The 16,321-nt window shown below is 63.2% G+C and carries 11 protein-coding genes and 3 tRNA genes; 2 read left to right on the forward strand and 12 right to left on the reverse strand.

Annotated features, from left to right (window positions below):
- Positions 1–6 precede the first annotated feature (6 nt).
- The 3 genes from AC4FAH_RS00070 to AC4FAH_RS00080 form a co-directional block, all read right to left on the reverse strand.
- Positions 7–1,326: a sodium ion-translocating decarboxylase subunit beta gene (locus AC4FAH_RS00070; protein ID WP_131432760.1), complete on the reverse strand. Its 1,320-nt coding sequence runs from the start codon at positions 1,324–1,326 to the stop codon at positions 7–9.
- Positions 1,327–1,396: 70 nt separating this feature from the next.
- Positions 1,397–3,232: a sodium-extruding oxaloacetate decarboxylase subunit alpha gene (gene oadA / locus AC4FAH_RS00075; protein ID WP_287020546.1), complete on the reverse strand. Its 1,836-nt coding sequence runs from the start codon at positions 3,230–3,232 to the stop codon at positions 1,397–1,399.
- 205 nt (positions 3,233–3,437) lie between these two features.
- Positions 3,438–3,704: an OadG family protein gene (locus AC4FAH_RS00080; protein WP_153636585.1), complete on the reverse strand. Its 267-nt coding sequence runs from the start codon at positions 3,702–3,704 to the stop codon at positions 3,438–3,440.
- A gap of 256 nt (positions 3,705–3,960) precedes the next feature.
- Here AC4FAH_RS00080 and AC4FAH_RS00085 point away from each other — a divergent pair, with 256 nt between their 5' ends.
- Positions 3,961–5,019, forward strand: coding sequence for a tRNA dihydrouridine synthase (locus AC4FAH_RS00085; protein ID WP_153636994.1), 1,059 nt, complete (start codon positions 3,961–3,963; stop codon positions 5,017–5,019).
- Positions 5,020–5,313: 294 nt separating this feature from the next.
- On the opposite strand, the gene AC4FAH_RS00090 is transcribed toward AC4FAH_RS00085, so the two are convergent.
- The 9 genes from AC4FAH_RS00090 to AC4FAH_RS00130 all read right to left on the reverse strand — a co-directional run bounded on the left by AC4FAH_RS00090 (position 5,314) and on the right by AC4FAH_RS00130 (position 13,530).
- A tRNA-Arg gene (locus AC4FAH_RS00090) sits at positions 5,314–5,390 on the reverse strand.
- Between the two features lie 96 nt (positions 5,391–5,486).
- Positions 5,487–5,563: transfer RNA gene (locus AC4FAH_RS00095), tRNA-Arg, on the reverse strand.
- Between the two features lie 22 nt (positions 5,564–5,585).
- Positions 5,586–5,678 (reverse strand) — tRNA-Ser (locus AC4FAH_RS00100).
- A 462-nt stretch (positions 5,679–6,140) separates the two neighbouring features.
- Positions 6,141–6,332 carry a carbon storage regulator CsrA gene (csrA, locus tag AC4FAH_RS00105; RefSeq protein WP_043332937.1) on the reverse strand — a complete coding sequence of 64 codons (192 nt, stop codon included), beginning with the start codon at positions 6,330–6,332 and terminating at the stop codon, positions 6,141–6,143.
- Positions 6,333–6,690: 358 nt separating this feature from the next.
- Positions 6,691–7,938 carry an aspartate kinase gene (locus AC4FAH_RS00110; RefSeq protein WP_043332939.1) on the reverse strand — a complete coding sequence of 416 codons (1,248 nt, stop codon included), beginning with the start codon at positions 7,936–7,938 and terminating at the stop codon, positions 6,691–6,693.
- A 109-nt stretch (positions 7,939–8,047) separates the two neighbouring features.
- Positions 8,048–10,651, reverse strand: a complete 2,604-nt coding sequence (gene alaS / locus AC4FAH_RS00115) for an alanine--tRNA ligase (RefSeq protein ID WP_153636586.1) — start codon at positions 10,649–10,651, stop codon at positions 8,048–8,050.
- A gap of 242 nt (positions 10,652–10,893) precedes the next feature.
- Positions 10,894–11,538 carry a regulatory protein RecX gene (locus AC4FAH_RS00120; RefSeq protein ID WP_463079452.1) on the reverse strand — a complete coding sequence of 215 codons (645 nt, stop codon included), beginning with the start codon at positions 11,536–11,538 and terminating at the stop codon, positions 10,894–10,896.
- Between the two features lie 172 nt (positions 11,539–11,710).
- Positions 11,711–12,778, reverse strand: coding sequence for a recombinase RecA (gene recA / locus AC4FAH_RS00125; RefSeq protein WP_043332943.1), 1,068 nt, complete (start codon positions 12,776–12,778; stop codon positions 11,711–11,713).
- Between the two features lie 215 nt (positions 12,779–12,993).
- Complete coding sequence (locus AC4FAH_RS00130) at positions 12,994–13,530, reverse strand: CinA family protein (protein ID WP_404813635.1); 537 nt, start codon at positions 13,528–13,530, stop codon at positions 12,994–12,996.
- Positions 13,531–13,696: 166 nt separating this feature from the next.
- On the opposite strand from AC4FAH_RS00130, the gene mutS reads away from it, so the two are divergent.
- Positions 13,697–16,276, forward strand: a complete 2,580-nt coding sequence (mutS, locus tag AC4FAH_RS00135) for a DNA mismatch repair protein MutS (RefSeq protein WP_153636588.1) — start codon at positions 13,697–13,699, stop codon at positions 16,274–16,276.
- Positions 16,277–16,321 lie beyond the last annotated feature (45 nt).

Here is a 16,321-nt window from a genome sequence, read left to right on the forward strand (position 1 = left end):
AGACGATCAGCCGAGGTACTTGATCATCACCCCCGCGGCAACCGCCGAGCCGATCACGCCGGCCACGTTCGGCCCCATGGCATGCATCAGCAGGAAGTTATGCGGGTTGTACTCGAGCCCGACCTTGTTGGAGACACGTGCCGCCATCGGCACCGCCGAGACACCGGCCGACCCGATCAGCGGATTGATCGGTGTCTTGGAGACCTTGTTCATCAGCTTGGCCATCAGTACCCCGCAGGCCGTGCCGATACCGAAGGCAACCACGCCGAGGGCCAGAATGCCCAGCGTCTCCACCGCCAGGAACTTGTCGGCCTGCAGCTTGGAGCCCACTGACAGTCCCAGGAAGATGGTGGTGATGTTGATCAGTGCGTTCTGGGCGGTATCCGACAGACGCTCCACCACACCACACTCGCGCATCAGGTTACCGAAGCAGAACATGCCCAGCAGCGGTGCGGCGTCCGGCAGCAGCATCGCCACCATGATCAGCAGCACCAGCGGGAACAGGATCTTCTCGGTCTTGGACACCGGCCGCAGCTGGGTCATGACCAGGCTGCGCTCCTTGGCGGTGGTCAGCGCGCGCATGATCGGCGGCTGGATCATCGGCACCAGTGCCATGTAGGAGTAGGACGCCACGGCGATCGCGCCCAGCAGCTCCGGCGCCAGCAGACTGGCGACGTAGATGGAGGTCGGACCGTCCGCACCGCCGATGATGCCGATGGCCGCCGACTGTTGCAGGCTGAAGTCCATCAGGCCCATCGAGGTCATCGCCACCGCGCCCAGCAGGGTCGCGAAGATGCCGAACTGCGCCGCCGCGCCGAGGAACAGGGTCTTGGGATTGGCCAGCAGCGGGCCGAAGTCCGTCATCGCGCCCACGCCCATGAAGATCACCAGCGGCGCGATGCCGGAAGCGATCGCCACACTGTAGAAGCTGTAGAGCATGCCGTTGGAGAAGCCGCCATCCAGCGCCATGTTGCTGGCCTGCTGCTTGAGCGCGGCGGGAATCTCGCCATGCAGCGCCTGCTCCACCGCGTGGCGCGCCTCATCCAGCGGCAGGCTGGCGATGTTGACGTTGAGCAGATTGGCCATCGAAGCCAACAGCTCCGGCTTGCCGAGATGGGCCGCCTGCTCGGCGGCAGACAGCGCCAGCCCGGCTTCCGGGATGTTGGCCAGAATGCCGCCGAAGCCGATCGGCACCAGCAGCAGGGGTTCGAAGTTCTTGCGGATCGCCAGATAAAGCAGGCCAAGGCCGATGACGATCATCGCCAGCTGGCCGAAGCTCATGTTGTAGAGCCCCGAGCCGTGCCAGAGGTTGAGTATCTTGTCCATGTCGTGTCGCCTTGCAGAGGAGCATCACCGACCGGCCCGCCGTGCATGACGACGGGCCGGACACACCGGCTCAGAGGGTGATCAGAACGTCGCCGACACTGACACTGTCGCCTTCCTTGACCTTCACCGCGGAGACGGTACCGGCCTGGTGGGCACGGATCTCGGTCTCCATCTTCATCGCCTCGAGGATGATGACCACATCGCCTTCGGCCACGCTGTCACCGACACTGACATTGACCTTGAAGATGTTGCCCGCCAGCGGCGCACTCACCGGCTCACCGGAGGCGGCCTGTGCGGCAGGTGCCGCCGCTGCGGCTGCCGGAGCAGGCGCCGCTGGCGCACTGGCCTGCACCTGGGTGATGTCTCCGCCTTCGGCGACCTCGACCACATACTGCTTGCCGTTGACGTTCAGGGTGTAGGTCTGCGGACCGCTGGACGCGGCTTGAGCACTGACGGCTGGAGCATTGGAGACCGGCGCACTTGCAGCCTTGGACGCCTTGTCATCGACAGCCTGCGGGGCGGGCTCGAAGGCATCCGGGTTGCCACGGTTGCGCAGGAACTTGAGGCCGATCTGCGGGAACAGCGCGTAGGTCAGCACGTCATCGGTCTCGCGCTCGCCGCCTTCCAGGGTGATGCCCTCTTCACTGGCCTTGCCCTTGAGCTCCTCACGCAGACGCTCCATCTCCGGCGTCAGGTTGTCGGCCGGGCGGCAGGTGATCGGCTCGCCGCCTTCCAGCACGCGGAACTGAAGCTCGCTGTCGAAGGGCGCCGGCGCCGCGCCATATTCGCCCTTGAGCAGCGCCTGCACTTCCTTGGAGATCGACTTGTAGCGCTCGCCCATCATCACGTTCATCACCGACTGGGTGCCGACGATCTGTGAGGTCGGGGTCACCAGCGGGATATAGCCCAGGTCCTTGCGTACACGCGGAATCTCGGCGAGCACGTCATCCAGCTTGTCACCGGCGCCCTGCTCCTTGAGCTGGCTTTCCATGTTGGTGAGCATGCCACCCGGCACCTGCGCGACCAGGATGCGCGAGTCGATACCGCGCAGGCTGCCTTCGAAAGCCGCGTATTTCTTGCGCACTTCGCGGAAATAGCCGGCGATATCCTCGAGTTTCTCGAGATCGAGCCCGGTATCGCGCTCGGTTCCCGCCAGCATCGCGACCACGGATTCCGTCGGGCTATGGCCGTAGGTCATCGACATGGAAGAGATGGAGGTGTCGACGTTGTCGATGCCCGCCTCGATGGCCTTGAGGGCCGTGGCGGTGGAAAGCCCGGTGGTGGCGTGGCACTGCATGTGGATCGGGATCGACAGGCTCGCCTTGAGGCGCGAGACCAGTTCAAAGGCGGTGTACGGCGTCAGCAGGCCTGCCATGTCCTTGATCGCCAGTGACTGGGCACCCATGGACTCGATCTTCTGTGCCAGCTCGACCCACATCTCCAGGGTGTGCACGGGGCTGACGGTGTAGGAGATGGTGCCCTGGGCATGCTTGCCCTGATCCAGCACCGCCTTGAGCGGACGCTCGAGGTTGCGCGGGTCATTCATGGCATCGAAGACACGGAAGACATCGACACCGCTGGTCGCGGCACGCTTGACGAAGGTATCCACCACATCATCGGCGTAATGACGATAGCCGAGCAGGTTCTGGGCGCGCAGCAGCATCTGCTGCTGGGTCTTGGGCATCGCTTCCTTCAAGGCACGAATGCGCGCCCAGGGGTCTTCGCCCAGGTAGCGAATGCAGGCGTCGAAGGTCGCGCCGCCCCAGCTCTCCAGCGACCAGAAGCCGATGTCGTCCAGCTTGGCGGCGATCGGCAGCATGTCATCGAGGCGCATGCGCGTGGCCAACAGTGACTGATGCGCGTCGCGCAGTACCACATCCGTGATGCCCAGCGGTTGCTTGTCCATGAGTGATCCCTTGTTCTTTATATTGTGGATATCGAGTTCTGCGCGCGCTGCAGGCAGCCTGTTGCGTCAGCCTGCAACACAGAATATTGCACTCGGGGGGAGGTCTACCCACCGTACTGCTCGTGATAGAATCGCCGCCTGCTATTCTCGGCAGTGGTCAGACGCTCGGCAGAGCCCAGACGCTATAGGCGAAGCTGCGAAAGCGTCAGTGCCGGTGCTGGTCCTGCCGGAAGCGGTGAATCGCCGCGGCCATGACGGCCGTCAGTTCGCTGTCGTCCTCTGCCGCAGGTGCCGGGGCAGCCGGCGCCCGCGCAGCACCTGGCGCAGCGGGCACTGGTGCAGGCGCGAAGCGATCCACCAGCCTGGCCATCGCCATCATGGCGACCACCAGCAGACTTAGAAACACGAACACGAACCCCATCCCGAACACCATCAGGTTCAAGCCTTCACCGAGCAGATCATTCTCTTGCATGCCAGTGTCCTCGAGTCTTTCTCGTTATCGAGCCGCACTACGGCGCAGCGCCTGCGCTGAACGCCAATGTCTTCGGTCACGCCGGACACGGCACGACGGATAGGCTCCGCCGCCGATAGCCTCTGTCGGTATGCCCATGCAGCTGCATTCAATGCTTGTTGGTCGCTCTAAAGTGCCTGATTCCACGGCAATTGCAATGACACCATCGTTGACCCCACAGGCCCTCGCGCGGGCCGGCCGCATCGGCATCGCGCCGATGGAAGGCGTGATAGATGACATCACGCGCGAATGTCTCACCGGCCTTGGCGGCTACGACTGGTGCGTGACGGAATTCGTGCGCGTGACCCACGTCAAGTTACCGCCGCGCGTCTTCAAGCGCATCTGTCCGGAGCTGCTCGACGCCTCCCCGACACAGACGGCACAGACACGACACGAGACCCCGGTCGCCCTGCAGCTGCTGGGGGCCGACCCCGAGGCACTGGGCATCAATGCCCGGGTCGCTGCGCGTCTGGGTGCGCCAAGCGTCGATATCAATTTCGGCTGCCCGGCCAAGACCGTCAACCGACATGATGGTGGCGCGGCACTGCTGCGCTCGCCGGAACGCGTCTTCCGCGCAGTGGAAGGCGTGCGCAAGGCACTCGAGGGCACGGGCGTACCGGTCACCGCCAAGATTCGTCTCGGCTTCAATGATCGGCGCCTGGCGCTGGCCTGCGCTCAGGCAGCCGAGGCAGGCGGTGCGACCCAGCTGGTGGTGCATGGGCGAACCAAACAGGAAGGCTATCGCCCACCTGCGCACTGGGAATGGATCGGCAAGATCACCTCCGAGCTCTCCATTCCGGTGGTCGCCAATGGCGATATCTGGGATATGCACTGCTACTGGCGGGCGCGCTCCCTGTCCGGCTGTCGCGATGTCATGCTGGGGCGTGCCGCCCTGGCTGACCCCTTCCTGGCGGCGCGCATCAAGCATTGGCAGGCGACCGGAGAGCTGCTGCCCGAGACGGACTGGACGCAGCGTGCGCAGGTGCTGCTCTCCCATGCTGAGCGCTGCGCCCACCTCCCCGACAAGGTGATGGTGCCGCTGCTCAAGCAGTGGATGAACATGATGCGCCAGAGCGGCAACGCGGAAGCCGAAAGCCGTTTCCAGGCCATCAAGCGCCACAAGGGGCGCGCCGAGTTCTTCACCGGCCTGGTGGCCGGCACTGCGCTGGAGCTGGCGCCAAGCCTTCTGACGTCGGTGACTCGCATGCCGGAACCGACTCAGACATCGGGATCGCCCCAGGCATCGGAAACGGAAGCCGCGACCACCCCGGCCTGAGCCTGAACCTGAACATCAGCACCGACCAACACCCGATCCGTTCGCTGCCCCGATCAGTGAACCAAAAAAAGGGCGCCCCTCGCGAAAAGGGCGCCCTGGCGATCGTCCGCCCGAAGGCGTGACATCACAGTCAAGGAAAGCGGTAGAACACTCAGATCGTCAGCAATGCGGGGATCGGGGCCGTGCAGGCGGCGATCACTCGGCACTGATCTTGCCTCATAGCCTGGCTTCTTTCATTGCCTGACTTTTCTTCAGACGAAGAAAAACCCGCTTCAGTGAAGCGGGTTTTTCAATTGGCGCGCCCTGGAGGATTCGAACCTCCGACCGCCTGATTCGTAGTCAGGTACTCTATCCAGCTGAGCTAAGGGCGCATAAACCTTGAAATCTGTGGCCTGAGCATTTCAAATGACTTCAGGACTTTATCGTGCGAGTACTGCGTCTTTCCAACTTCATGTCTTGCGTTGCAGTGGCGCGCCCTGGAGGATTCGAACCTCCGACCGCCTGATTCGTAGTCAGGTACTCTATCCAGCTGAGCTAAGGGCGCATCTTACTGCATTTGTACCTAATGGCGGAGAGAGAGGGATTCGAACCCTCGATAGGGCTATAAACCCTATACTCCCTTAGCAGGGGAGCGCCTTCAGCCACTCGGCCACCTCTCCTCATCAGGTACGGCGCATATCTTACTCATTTGATTGGGCTTTGTCCAGCCCCTGTGTCGATTTTTTGGCTTCGATGCTGAACATCTCATCACCACTCGACAACAGGCTCGAGGCTGCGCGCCCCCAAGCAATCTCCCCGCATGAACCAGAACATGACGATGGCTAGCCTGTCGTCGCGTCTCGTTCGAGGGAGCGGGCATATTACCGAACCAGAATCGGCTTGTCTCCCCCTTTTTGAGAAAAAAGCCAAATTTTTCCCTTACGGAACACAGACTTGAACAAGCTACCCTCTCATCACCCCGCATGAGCCGCTGCTCATGGAGTAAGTACGCCGTTGTTCATGAAGTAGGCGGGCCACCCTCGCCTGCGCCAGGCCCACACACGCGAACGCCAGCCATGGGGACAATGGCTGGCGTTCATCGGGTCGTGCAGGGTCGTGCGACGTGCAGGCGCAGCATGCCGTCAGGCGATGGCATCGCCATTGTCTTCTTTCTCACGCTGGATGCGCTGATAGATCTCTTCTCGATGGACGGCAACGTCCTTGGGCGCGTTCACACCGATACGCACCTGATTACCTTTCACTCCGAGAACGGTGACAGTGATGTCGTCTCCGATCATCAGAGTTTCACCCACTCTACGGGTCAGGATGAGCATGACTGATCTCCTTGTCAGAAATTCAAAACAGCTGGGACTTCAACGGGATGTGGAGGCGGCGATCGACCGGGACAAGTCGACCACCCTGATGCATGAAGCTCGAATTATGCGCTATGCATGCTCCGACGGCCAATGCCATACCTTCATCACACCCGATAGACACGTTGAATGAAAGCGCCCGATGCACAGACTGACATTCAGAAGAATGACAGAAAATGCATCGGGCGCTATCGACTTCACGTGCCGCACGTCTGCCAGACCAACATCCCCGGCCTGGGCACCGACGCTTCACGACTTGGCCAAGTCATTGATTGTCGGTGTCTTTACGACTTCCTTGCTGCACGCTCCGTGGTGAGACTCAGGCAGTCTCGTCGCTGATCGCTTCTGCATCCAGCCCGAAAGCGGTGTGCAGGGAGCGAACCGCCAGCTCCATGAATTTCTCGTCGATCAGGACGGAAATCTTGATCTCTGAAGTGGAGACCATGCGGATATTGATGCCTTCTTCCGCCAGTACGCGGAACATCTTGGAGGCGACACCGGCGTGAGAACGCATGCCGACACCGACCAGCGAGACCTTGGCGATGTTGTCATCACCGCGCATCTCACCACCACCGACGGACGGAATCACCGTCTCGGTCAGGATGCGCTGGGTCGCCTTGAAGTCGGTCTTGGCGACGGTGAAGGAGAAGTCAGTGGTATTGCCGTCCGGAGAGACGTTCTGGACGATCATGTCGATTTCGATGTTGGAATCGGCGATCGGGCCCAGAATCTTGGAAGCGACACCCGGGATATCCGGCGTGTTGAGCAGAGTCAGCTTGGCTTCGTTGACATTGAAGGCGATGCCGGAGATCAGCGGTTCTTCCATGTTGTCTTCTTCCTCAGCGACGATCAGGGTACCCGGGCCATCCTCGAAGGAAGACAGCACACGCAGGGGAACATTGTACTTGCCGGCGAATTCCACCGAACGGATCTGCAGGATCTTGGAGCCCAGGCTCGCCATTTCCAGCATTTCCTCGACGGTCACCGTTTCCAGACGACGTGCCTTGGAGCACACGCGCGGGTCAGTGGTATAGACACCATCGACATCGGTGTAGATCTGGCACTCATCCGCCTTCAGTGCGGCAGCCAGGGCGACACCGGTGGTGTCAGAGCCACCACGACCCAGCGTCGTGATGTTGCCCTCTTCATCGACACCCTGGAAGCCTGCCACCACGACCACCTTGCCATCGTCGAGGTCTTCACGCAGGTCATCGGTATCGATGTGCTGGATACGCGCCTTGGTGTGCGCGCTATCGGTGCGGATTCCCACCTGCGCCCCTGTGTAGGAGGTCGCGTCGACGCCGATCTTCTGCAGCGCCATGGCCAGCAGGGAAATGGTGACCTGCTCGCCAGTGGAGACCAGCATGTCCATCTCGCGCGGTGTCGGGTCATCATTGATCTCGCTGGCGAGACCGATCAGTCGGTTGGTCTCGCCACTCATGGCAGAGACGACCACGACAATCTGATGGCCTTCATCGCGGAATCGCTTGACCTTCTCGGCGACGGCCTTGATCCGCTCCACCGAGCCGACCGAAGTGCCTCCGAACTTCTGAACGTATAGCGCCATGTGCGTTTCCGTTATCCGTGTCCGTTTGCGTTGTCCCCACATGAAGCTCATGTGAGCCCAAAAAGAGGCCGGGTCTCCCCAAGAGGAGCCCGGCCTTCATCTTGTACTGTCAGCCCAGCTGGGCGTCTACCCATGATGGCACACCGGCCAGTGCGCCCGGAAGCGAGGCGGCGTCACTGCCACCGGCCTGGGCCATGTCAGCACGACCGCCACCCTTGCCACCGACCTGCTCGGCCACGTGGCGCACCAGGTCACCCGCCTTGACGCGCGAGGTCAGGTCGTCGGTGACACCGGCGATCAGGCTGACCTTGTCACCGTCCGCGACGCCGAGCACCAGGATGCCGGAGCCGAGCTTGGACTTGAGGTCATCCATCAGGCCACGCAGCTCCTTGCCGGAGACGCCTTCGACCTGCTTGGCCAGCACCTTGATGCCCTGGACATTGGCGATGTCGCTGAGCATGTCGCTGGCCGAAGCGGACGCCAGCTTGGCCTTGAGGCGTTCAAGCTCCTTCTCGAGGCCGCGGTTGCGCTCCAGCAGGCTGCCGACGCGCTCCTCGACCTGCTCCGGCTTGGCCTTGAGACGCTCACCGAGGCGAGCCAGAGTCGCTTCCTGCGCGAGCAGGAAGTCACGCGCGGCGCGACCGGTGATGGCCTCGATACGACGCACGCCGGACGCGATGCCGGTCTCGGCGAGAATGTGCATCTGGCCGATGTCGCCGCTGCGCTTGACGTGAGTCCCGCCGCACAGCTCGATGGAGAAGGCATCCTGACCGATGGTCAGCACGCGGACTTCCTCACCATACTTGGCATCGAAGAGTGCCGCTGCGCCGCGCGCCTTGGCCTCATCGAGACTCATGAACTCGATGGTGGTCTCGGCGTTGGCCAGGATCTGCGCGTTGACGATGCGCTCGACCTCGGACAGCTGCTCGGCCGTCATCGCCTCAAAGTGGCTGAAGTCGAAGCGCAGACGCTCGGCCGTGACCAGCGAGCCCTTCTGCTGAACGTGCTCACCCAGCACCAGACGCAGCGCTTCGTGCAGCAGGTGCGTGGCGGAGTGGTTGCGCACGGAAGCCGCGCGCAGCTCGGCATCGACCTGCGGACGCACCTTGTCACCGACCTTGAGAGCGCCTTCGATCAGCACACCGTGGTGCAGGTGATGGCCGGTCTGCTTCTGGGTATCGCTGACCTGGAAGCGGCCACCATCCAGATGCAGATAACCGGTGTCACCGGCCTGGCCGCCTGACTCGCCGTAGAACGGGGTGGTATCGAGCACCACGATGCCCTTGGTGTCCACCTCGAGCTGCTCGACGGCATTGCCTTCGGCGTCGAACAGCGAGGTGACGGTGGCTTCCCCTTCCAGCTGGTCGTAACCGGTGAAGACGGTCTCGCCTTCCAGCACCAGGTTGGCGGAGTAGTCGCCGCCGAAGTTGCTGGCGGCACGGGCGCGATCACGCTGTGCTTCCAGGGCCGCCTGGAAACCTGCCTCATCGAGGATCAGCTCGCGCTCGCGGCAGATGTCGGCGGTCAGGTCATACGGGAAGCCGTAGGTGTCGTAGAGCTTGAAGATGGTCTCGCCGTCGAGGGTATTGCCCTCGAGGTCAGCGATGGCTTCTTCCAGAAGCTTCATGCCATGTTCCAGCGTACGCGCGAACTGCTCTTCTTCCTTGAGCAGCACACGTTCGATCTGCTCGCGTGCGGCGCGCAGTTCCGGATAGGCATCGCCCATCTCGCTGTCGAGAGCCGCGACCAGCTTGTAGAAGAAGCTGCCACGCGCCCCCAGCTTGTGACCGTGACGCACGGCGCGACGGATGATGCGACGCAGCACGTAGCCACGGCCTTCGTTGGAGGGCAGCACGCCATCGGCGATCAGGAAGGCACACGAGCGGATGTGGTCAGCCACCACGCGCAGTGACGGCGTGGCGATGTTGTCGTGACCGATGATCTCGGCCGCGGCGGCCAGCAGATTCTGGAACAGATCGATCTCGTAGTTGGAGTGCACGCCCTGCATCACGGCCGCGACACGCTCCAGGCCCATGCCGGTATCGATGGACGGCTTGGGCAGCGGGTGCAGCGTGCCCTCGGCGTCACGGTCGAACTGCATGAAGACCAGGTTCCAGATCTCGATGTAGCGATCGCCATCCTCGTCCGGGCTGCCCGGCGGGCCACCGGCGACATCTTCGCCGTGGTCATAGAAGATCTCGGAGGACGGGCCGCACGGGCCGGTGTCGCCCATCTGCCAGAAGTTGTCCTCGTCGAGACGCGAGAAGCGGTTCTGATCGATGCCGACCTCGTTGAACCAGATGTCACGGGCTTCATCATCGCTGACGTGCACGGTGACCCACAGCTTCTCCTTCGGCAGGCCGAGTTCTTCGGTCAGAAACTTCCAGGCAAACTGGATGGCTTCGCGCTTGAAGTAGTCGCCGAAGCTGAAGTTGCCCAGCATCTCGAAGAAGGTGTGGTGACGGGCGGTATAGCCGACGTTGTCCAGGTCATTGTGCTTGCCACCGGCGCGCACGCAGCGCTGCGCAGAGGTCGCACGGCTGTAGCCACGCGGATCACGGCCCAGGAAGACATCCTTGAAGGGCACCATGCCGGCGTTGGTGAACAGCAGGGTCGGGTCGTTGTTCGGCACCAGGGAGCTGGTGGGAACGATGGTATGGCCCTGCTTCTCGAAATAGGTCAGGAAGGCGTTTCTGATTTCTGCGCTTTTCATAGAGGTTCCGTAGCGATGTGCGTAAAGACGCTCCGGGGGTCTTCTGCATGACTTCCGCATGGTTTCTGCATATTCATCCATGTGGGTATGCATGGAGGTGCAATGAAAAGCATGAAAGAAGGCGCCTGCCCCGTGCCGTCGCAAGACGACCTAGTATAACGCCTGTTCGCGCAAGCTAAAGGGGGGGAAATGTCCTGAAGCGCCGGTTTGCGCGTCATGAGAGCCAAACAGTCGCCCGCCAGCTAGCCTTCCTCCCCCTCATCACTCCAGGCGGACTCCATGGCATAGCGCAGCTGCTCATAGTCGAAGCCACGCTGGAGCAGAAATCGCTCGCGCCGTGCGCGCTCCTTGTGTCCCTCGCCGGGGCCGGTAAAGCGCCTGGCCAGCGTATCGCGCGCCAGTTCGAAGAAATCCACCGCCTCGACATGACCGAAGGCATCCGGCGTCGGGTCACTGGCGGCACGCATCACGGCATTGAGCGTCTCGCTATCGATACCACGCTGGCGCAGCTCCTGCTGGATACGCCTCGGCCCCTGCCCGCGCAGCACTCGCGTCCGCAGGAAGCTGGCGGCAAAGCGCTCATCGGATTGCAGGCCCTCCTCGGCCATGCGCTCCAGCACCTCCTCGATCAGCAGCTCGACCTCATCGCGACTCAAGGCCGCCTGTGCGCCCTCCTCGCCCGCGGCTTGCCGCTGTGCCAACTCGTCATCGCTGACCGCCCGCAGGTAGTCACGCTCCTTGAGATAGTCGTGCAGCTCGCGGCGGCTATGTTCGCGGCGCGCCAGACGCGCGATGGCATCATTGCGCGCACGCCGTTGCGGCGTCATCGCGCCTGAGTCGAGCGGTTGATACTCAGGCCCACCCATTTCAGCGCTGTCATCGTGCATGGTCATGCTCCCCGGGGTTGAGCAGAAGGACATCGATGGACGTGAACGCAAGGCGCCCGCCTCCGAGTCATCGGGGCGGGCGCCTTGGGATCATCGCACCGGGTCGGAAACGACACGGTGCGATGACGCCAGCCTGGCGGCTGGCGCTCTTGCTCTTTCTTCTGGACGAACCTCAGTCGAGATCGATATCCAGGTCGTCTTCACTCTCGGCGGCCGCGGTCTCTTTCGGCTCTTCCTTGGCTTCCGGCGCTGCCAGCAACTGGGCACGGATCTGGGTTTCAATCTCCTCCATGATGGCGGGATTGTCTTCCAGGTACTGGGCGGAATTGGCCTTGCCCTGACCGATCTTGCTGCCCTGATAGCTGTACCAGGCGCCTGACTTGCCGACCAGACCACACTGCACGCCCAGATCGATCACCTCACCGGCGTGATAGATGCCCTTGCCGTAGAGAATCTGGAACTCGGCCTGACGGAACGGCGGCGCGACCTTGTTCTTGACGACCTTGACGCGGGTCTCGTTACCGGTGACTTCATCACCGGACTTCACGGAACCGGTGCGACGGATATCCAGACGCACACTGGAGTAGAACTTCAGTGCGTTACCGCCAGTCGTGGTTTCGGGGCTACCGAACATCACGCCGATCTTCATGCGGATCTGGTTGATGAACACCACCATGCAGTTGGCGTTCTTGATGTGACCGGTCACCTTGCGCAGCGCCTGGGACATCAGACGCGCCTGCAGGCCGACGTGGGAGTCGCCCATCTCGCCTTCGATCTCGGCACGCGGCGTCAGTGCCGCCACGGAGTCGACGATGATGACGTCAACGCCGCCGGAGCGTACCAGCATGTCGACGATCTCGAGCGCCTGCTCACCGGTGTCCGGCTGGGAGACCAGCATCTCGTCCAGATTGACGCCCAGCTTCTCGGCGTAGGACGGATCCAGTGCGTGCTCGGCATCGATGAAGGCACAGACCTTGCCCTGCTTCTGCGCCTGGGCGATGACCGAGAGGGTCAGTGTCGTCTTGCCCGAGGATTCCGGGCCATAGATCTCGACCACGCGCCCGAAGGGCAGGCCGCCGATGCCGAGTGCGATATCCAGCCCCAGAGAACCGGTGGAAACCGACGGGATGGCCACACGCGGGGCATCGCCCATGCGCATGACGGCGCCCTTGCCGAACTGGCGCTCGATCTGGGACAGCGCCGCGTTCAGCGCCTTGGTACGATTGTCGTCCTTTGCCATGTGGCCTCCTGTCGAACGGCGGAGCCACACGGGCTGCCACCTGGAATAGAGAATTCTATCACTGAGAGCTGAGCAGACACCGTCAGACTAGCGGCTGAGGTGTCGTGGCAAAACCCTGTATACATGGACAGTATAATGCCGCAAGTTGCGTCACTCTGCCAGTCCGGTGATGCGCTTTTTCAGGCAGCACCCTCAACGCGGGGCTTGCATCGGGCTCATGCGTCTTCGGTGCCGATCTGCAAGGCCTCCACGCGCTCGATCAAGCCCTGCAATGCCTCCCGCACCGCGGCGTCGCGCACGGCCTGCCGGTCGCCGGGAAAGTGACAGCAGCGTGCCTGCTGGCGCGCCTCGCTCCCCCACGCCAGCCATACGGTGCCGACGGGCTTCTCGTCACTTCCCCCGCCGGGGCCGGCCACACCGCTGATCGCCACCCCCAGCTCAGCGCCACTTTCGCGACAGGCGCCCCGCACCATCTCGCACACGACCGCCTCTGAGACGGCACCGAATGTTTCAAGCGATGTCTCACTGACCCCCAGCAGGCGCTGCTTGGTGGCATTGGAATAGGTCACGTAGCCCGCATCGAAATAGCTGGAGCTACCGGCAATCGCCGTGATCGCCGCACTCACCCCGCCCCCGGTGCACGACTCGGCGGTGGTGATGCGCACGCCGCGCGCGACTGCCAACGCCTGCAACTGCTCAGCCAGGGCATTCGCGCACGCAGCCTCGGGGGTCGTACCAGTCAATCGGCTCACGAACTTTCTCCTTGTGGAGGTCATCGGGTGAAAAGGGCAGCGAGCATGAGACATCACAGGCATTGGAGCCGGCCGCGCCAGTCCGTAGAATATCGCGCATCCCGCATGCCGTGCTCTCGCATGTGTGCTTTTTCCCATTGCAGTGCAGTCAAGGAAGTCCATGGCCATGGCCAAGAACAGCGCGCCCCAGATGACGCCGATGATGACGCAGTACATGAAGATCAAACGCGAGCACCCCGGCGTGCTGCTGTTCTATCGCATGGGCGACTTCTATGAACTGTTTCATGAGGACGCCAAGCGCGCAGCACAACTGCTCGATATCACGCTGACGGCGCGCGGCAGCTCCGGCGGTTCCCCGATCCCCATGGCAGGGGTGCCCTACCACAGCGCCGAAGGCTATCTGGCACGCCTGGTCAAGATGGGCGAATCGGTAGCCATCTGTGAGCAGATCGGTGACCCGGCGACCAGCAAGGGGCCTGTCGAGCGCAAGGTGGTACGTATCGTCACCCCGGGAACGCTGCATGATGAGGCGCTGCTGGATGCCAGCCGCGACAACCTGCTGGTGGCGCTGCATCGTGATGGCGAGACCTGGGGCCTGGCCGCTCTCGAGCTCTCCTCCGGTCGCTTCAGCGTGCTCGAGGTCAATGGTGATGACGAGCTGCTGGCCGAGATCCAGCGTCTGTCGCCTGCCGAAGTCATGGTCGGCGAAAGCCGTACCCTCCCCGCCAGCCTGGCCTCGCGCCCGGGCCTGACCCGCCAGAGCGATTGGCACTTCGATCACGAGACTGCCTTGCGCCTGCTGTGCGATCAGTTCGGCGTCCAGGACCTCAACGGCTTCGGCTGCAGCCACCTGACGCGCGCCGTCACGGCAGCCGGTGCCCTGCTCGACTACGCTCGCGACACCCAGCGTACCGGCCTGCCCCACGTGACCGCGCTGGCCGTCGAGAGCCGCGATGACTCGGTGGTGATCGATGCCGCCAGCCGTCGCAACCTCGAGATCGACACCAACCTGGGCGGCACCAGCGACAACACGCTGGCCAGCGTGCTGGACGTCACCGCGACCGCGATGGGTTCACGCCTGCTCAAGCGCTGGCTCAACCGCCCGCTGCGCGATCAGCTCCAGATCGGCCAGCGTCAGGCGGCGGTGCAACGTCTGCTGGATGGCGACTACCCCTTCGAGCTGCAAGGCCTGCTCAAGCGCATCGGCGATGTGGAGCGTATCCTCGCCCGTGTCGCGCTGCGCAGCGCACGCCCCCGTGACATGGCACGCCTGCGCGATGGCCTCAACACTCTGCCCGAGCTGCGCGCCGTGCTCGCCAGCGTCGAAAAAGGCAGCGCCATCGATGACCTGCGCGATGCCATCCGCCTGTTCCCGGCACTTTCCGCGATGCTCAGCGAGGCGCTGGTCGAGAATCCGCCGGTGGTGCTGCGCGATGGTGGCGTGATCGCCGATGGCTACGACGATGAGCTGGACGAGTATCGCGGCCTGTCCGAGAACGCCGGCCAGTATCTGGTCGCACTCGAGACCCGCGAGCGCGAGCGCACCGGCCTGAGCAACCTCAAGGTCGGCTACAACCGCGTGCATGGCTACTTCATCGAGCTGCCGCGCTCGCAATCGGCCGAGGCCCCGCCGGAATACATCCGTCGCCAGACCCTCAAGAATGCCGAGCGCTTCATCATCCCCGAGCTCAAGGAGTTCGAGGACAAGGCGCTGTCTGCCAAGTCCAAGTCACTGGCGCGCGAGAAGCTGCTGTACGAGCACCTGCTGGATGACCTGAATACCGAACTGGATGGCCTGCAGCAGACGGCCCGCGCACTGGCGTCACTGGATGTGCTGACCGCCTTCGCCGATCGCGCTGCCTCGCTCGATTTCGTGCGCCCCGAACTCAGCGAGACCCCGGGCATCGATATCGAAGGCGGACGCCACCCGGTGGTCGAGCATGTCAGCGATCATCCCTTCGTTCCCAACGATGTGCGCTTCGATGATGCGCGGCGCATGCTGGTGATCACCGGCCCCAACATGGGCGGTAAATCCACCTACATGCGCCAGACGGCACTGATCGCTCTGCTCGCGCATACCGGCAGCTTCGTGCCGGCGTCGCGCGCCTGCATCGGCCCGCTGGACCGCATCTTCACGCGCATCGGCTCCTCGGATGACCTGGCCGGCGGCCGCTCGACCTTCATGGTCGAGATGACCGAGACCGCCAGCATCCTGCATAACGCCACTGATGAGAGCCTGGTGTTGATGGATGAAATCGGCCGCGGCACCTCGACCTTCGATGGCCTGTCACTGGCATGGGCCAGCGCCGAGCATCTGGCGCGCACGCGTGCCTTCACCCTGTTCGCGACCCATTACTTCGAGATGACGGCGCTGCCCGAGCATGCCGATGCCGTCGCCAACGTGCACCTGACGGCCGCTGAGCACGGCGATGGCATCGTCTTCATGCACCGTGTCGAGGAAGGCCCTGCCAGCCAGAGCTATGGCCTGCAGGTGGCCCAGCTGGCCGGGGTGCCGCAGAGCGTCATCCTGCGCGCGCGCGAGAAGCTGACCAGCCTGGAGCAGCAGGAAGTCGATCGTCCGCAGGTGGCGCGCGAGGATGCGCTGGGCCAGCCGGTACCGCAGCAGAATGACCTGTTCGCGGCACCGCCGCATCCGGTTGTCGAGGCCCTCAATGGCCTAGACCCGGATGATCTGAGCCCCAAGCGAGCGCTGGAGCTGATCTACGAATGGCACCGTCAGCGCTGAGCGCCGTCACACCGAGCCAGCGTTGGCGTGCCCGGCCCGAGAATG

It is taken from the genome of Cobetia sp., from assembly GCF_983723665.1.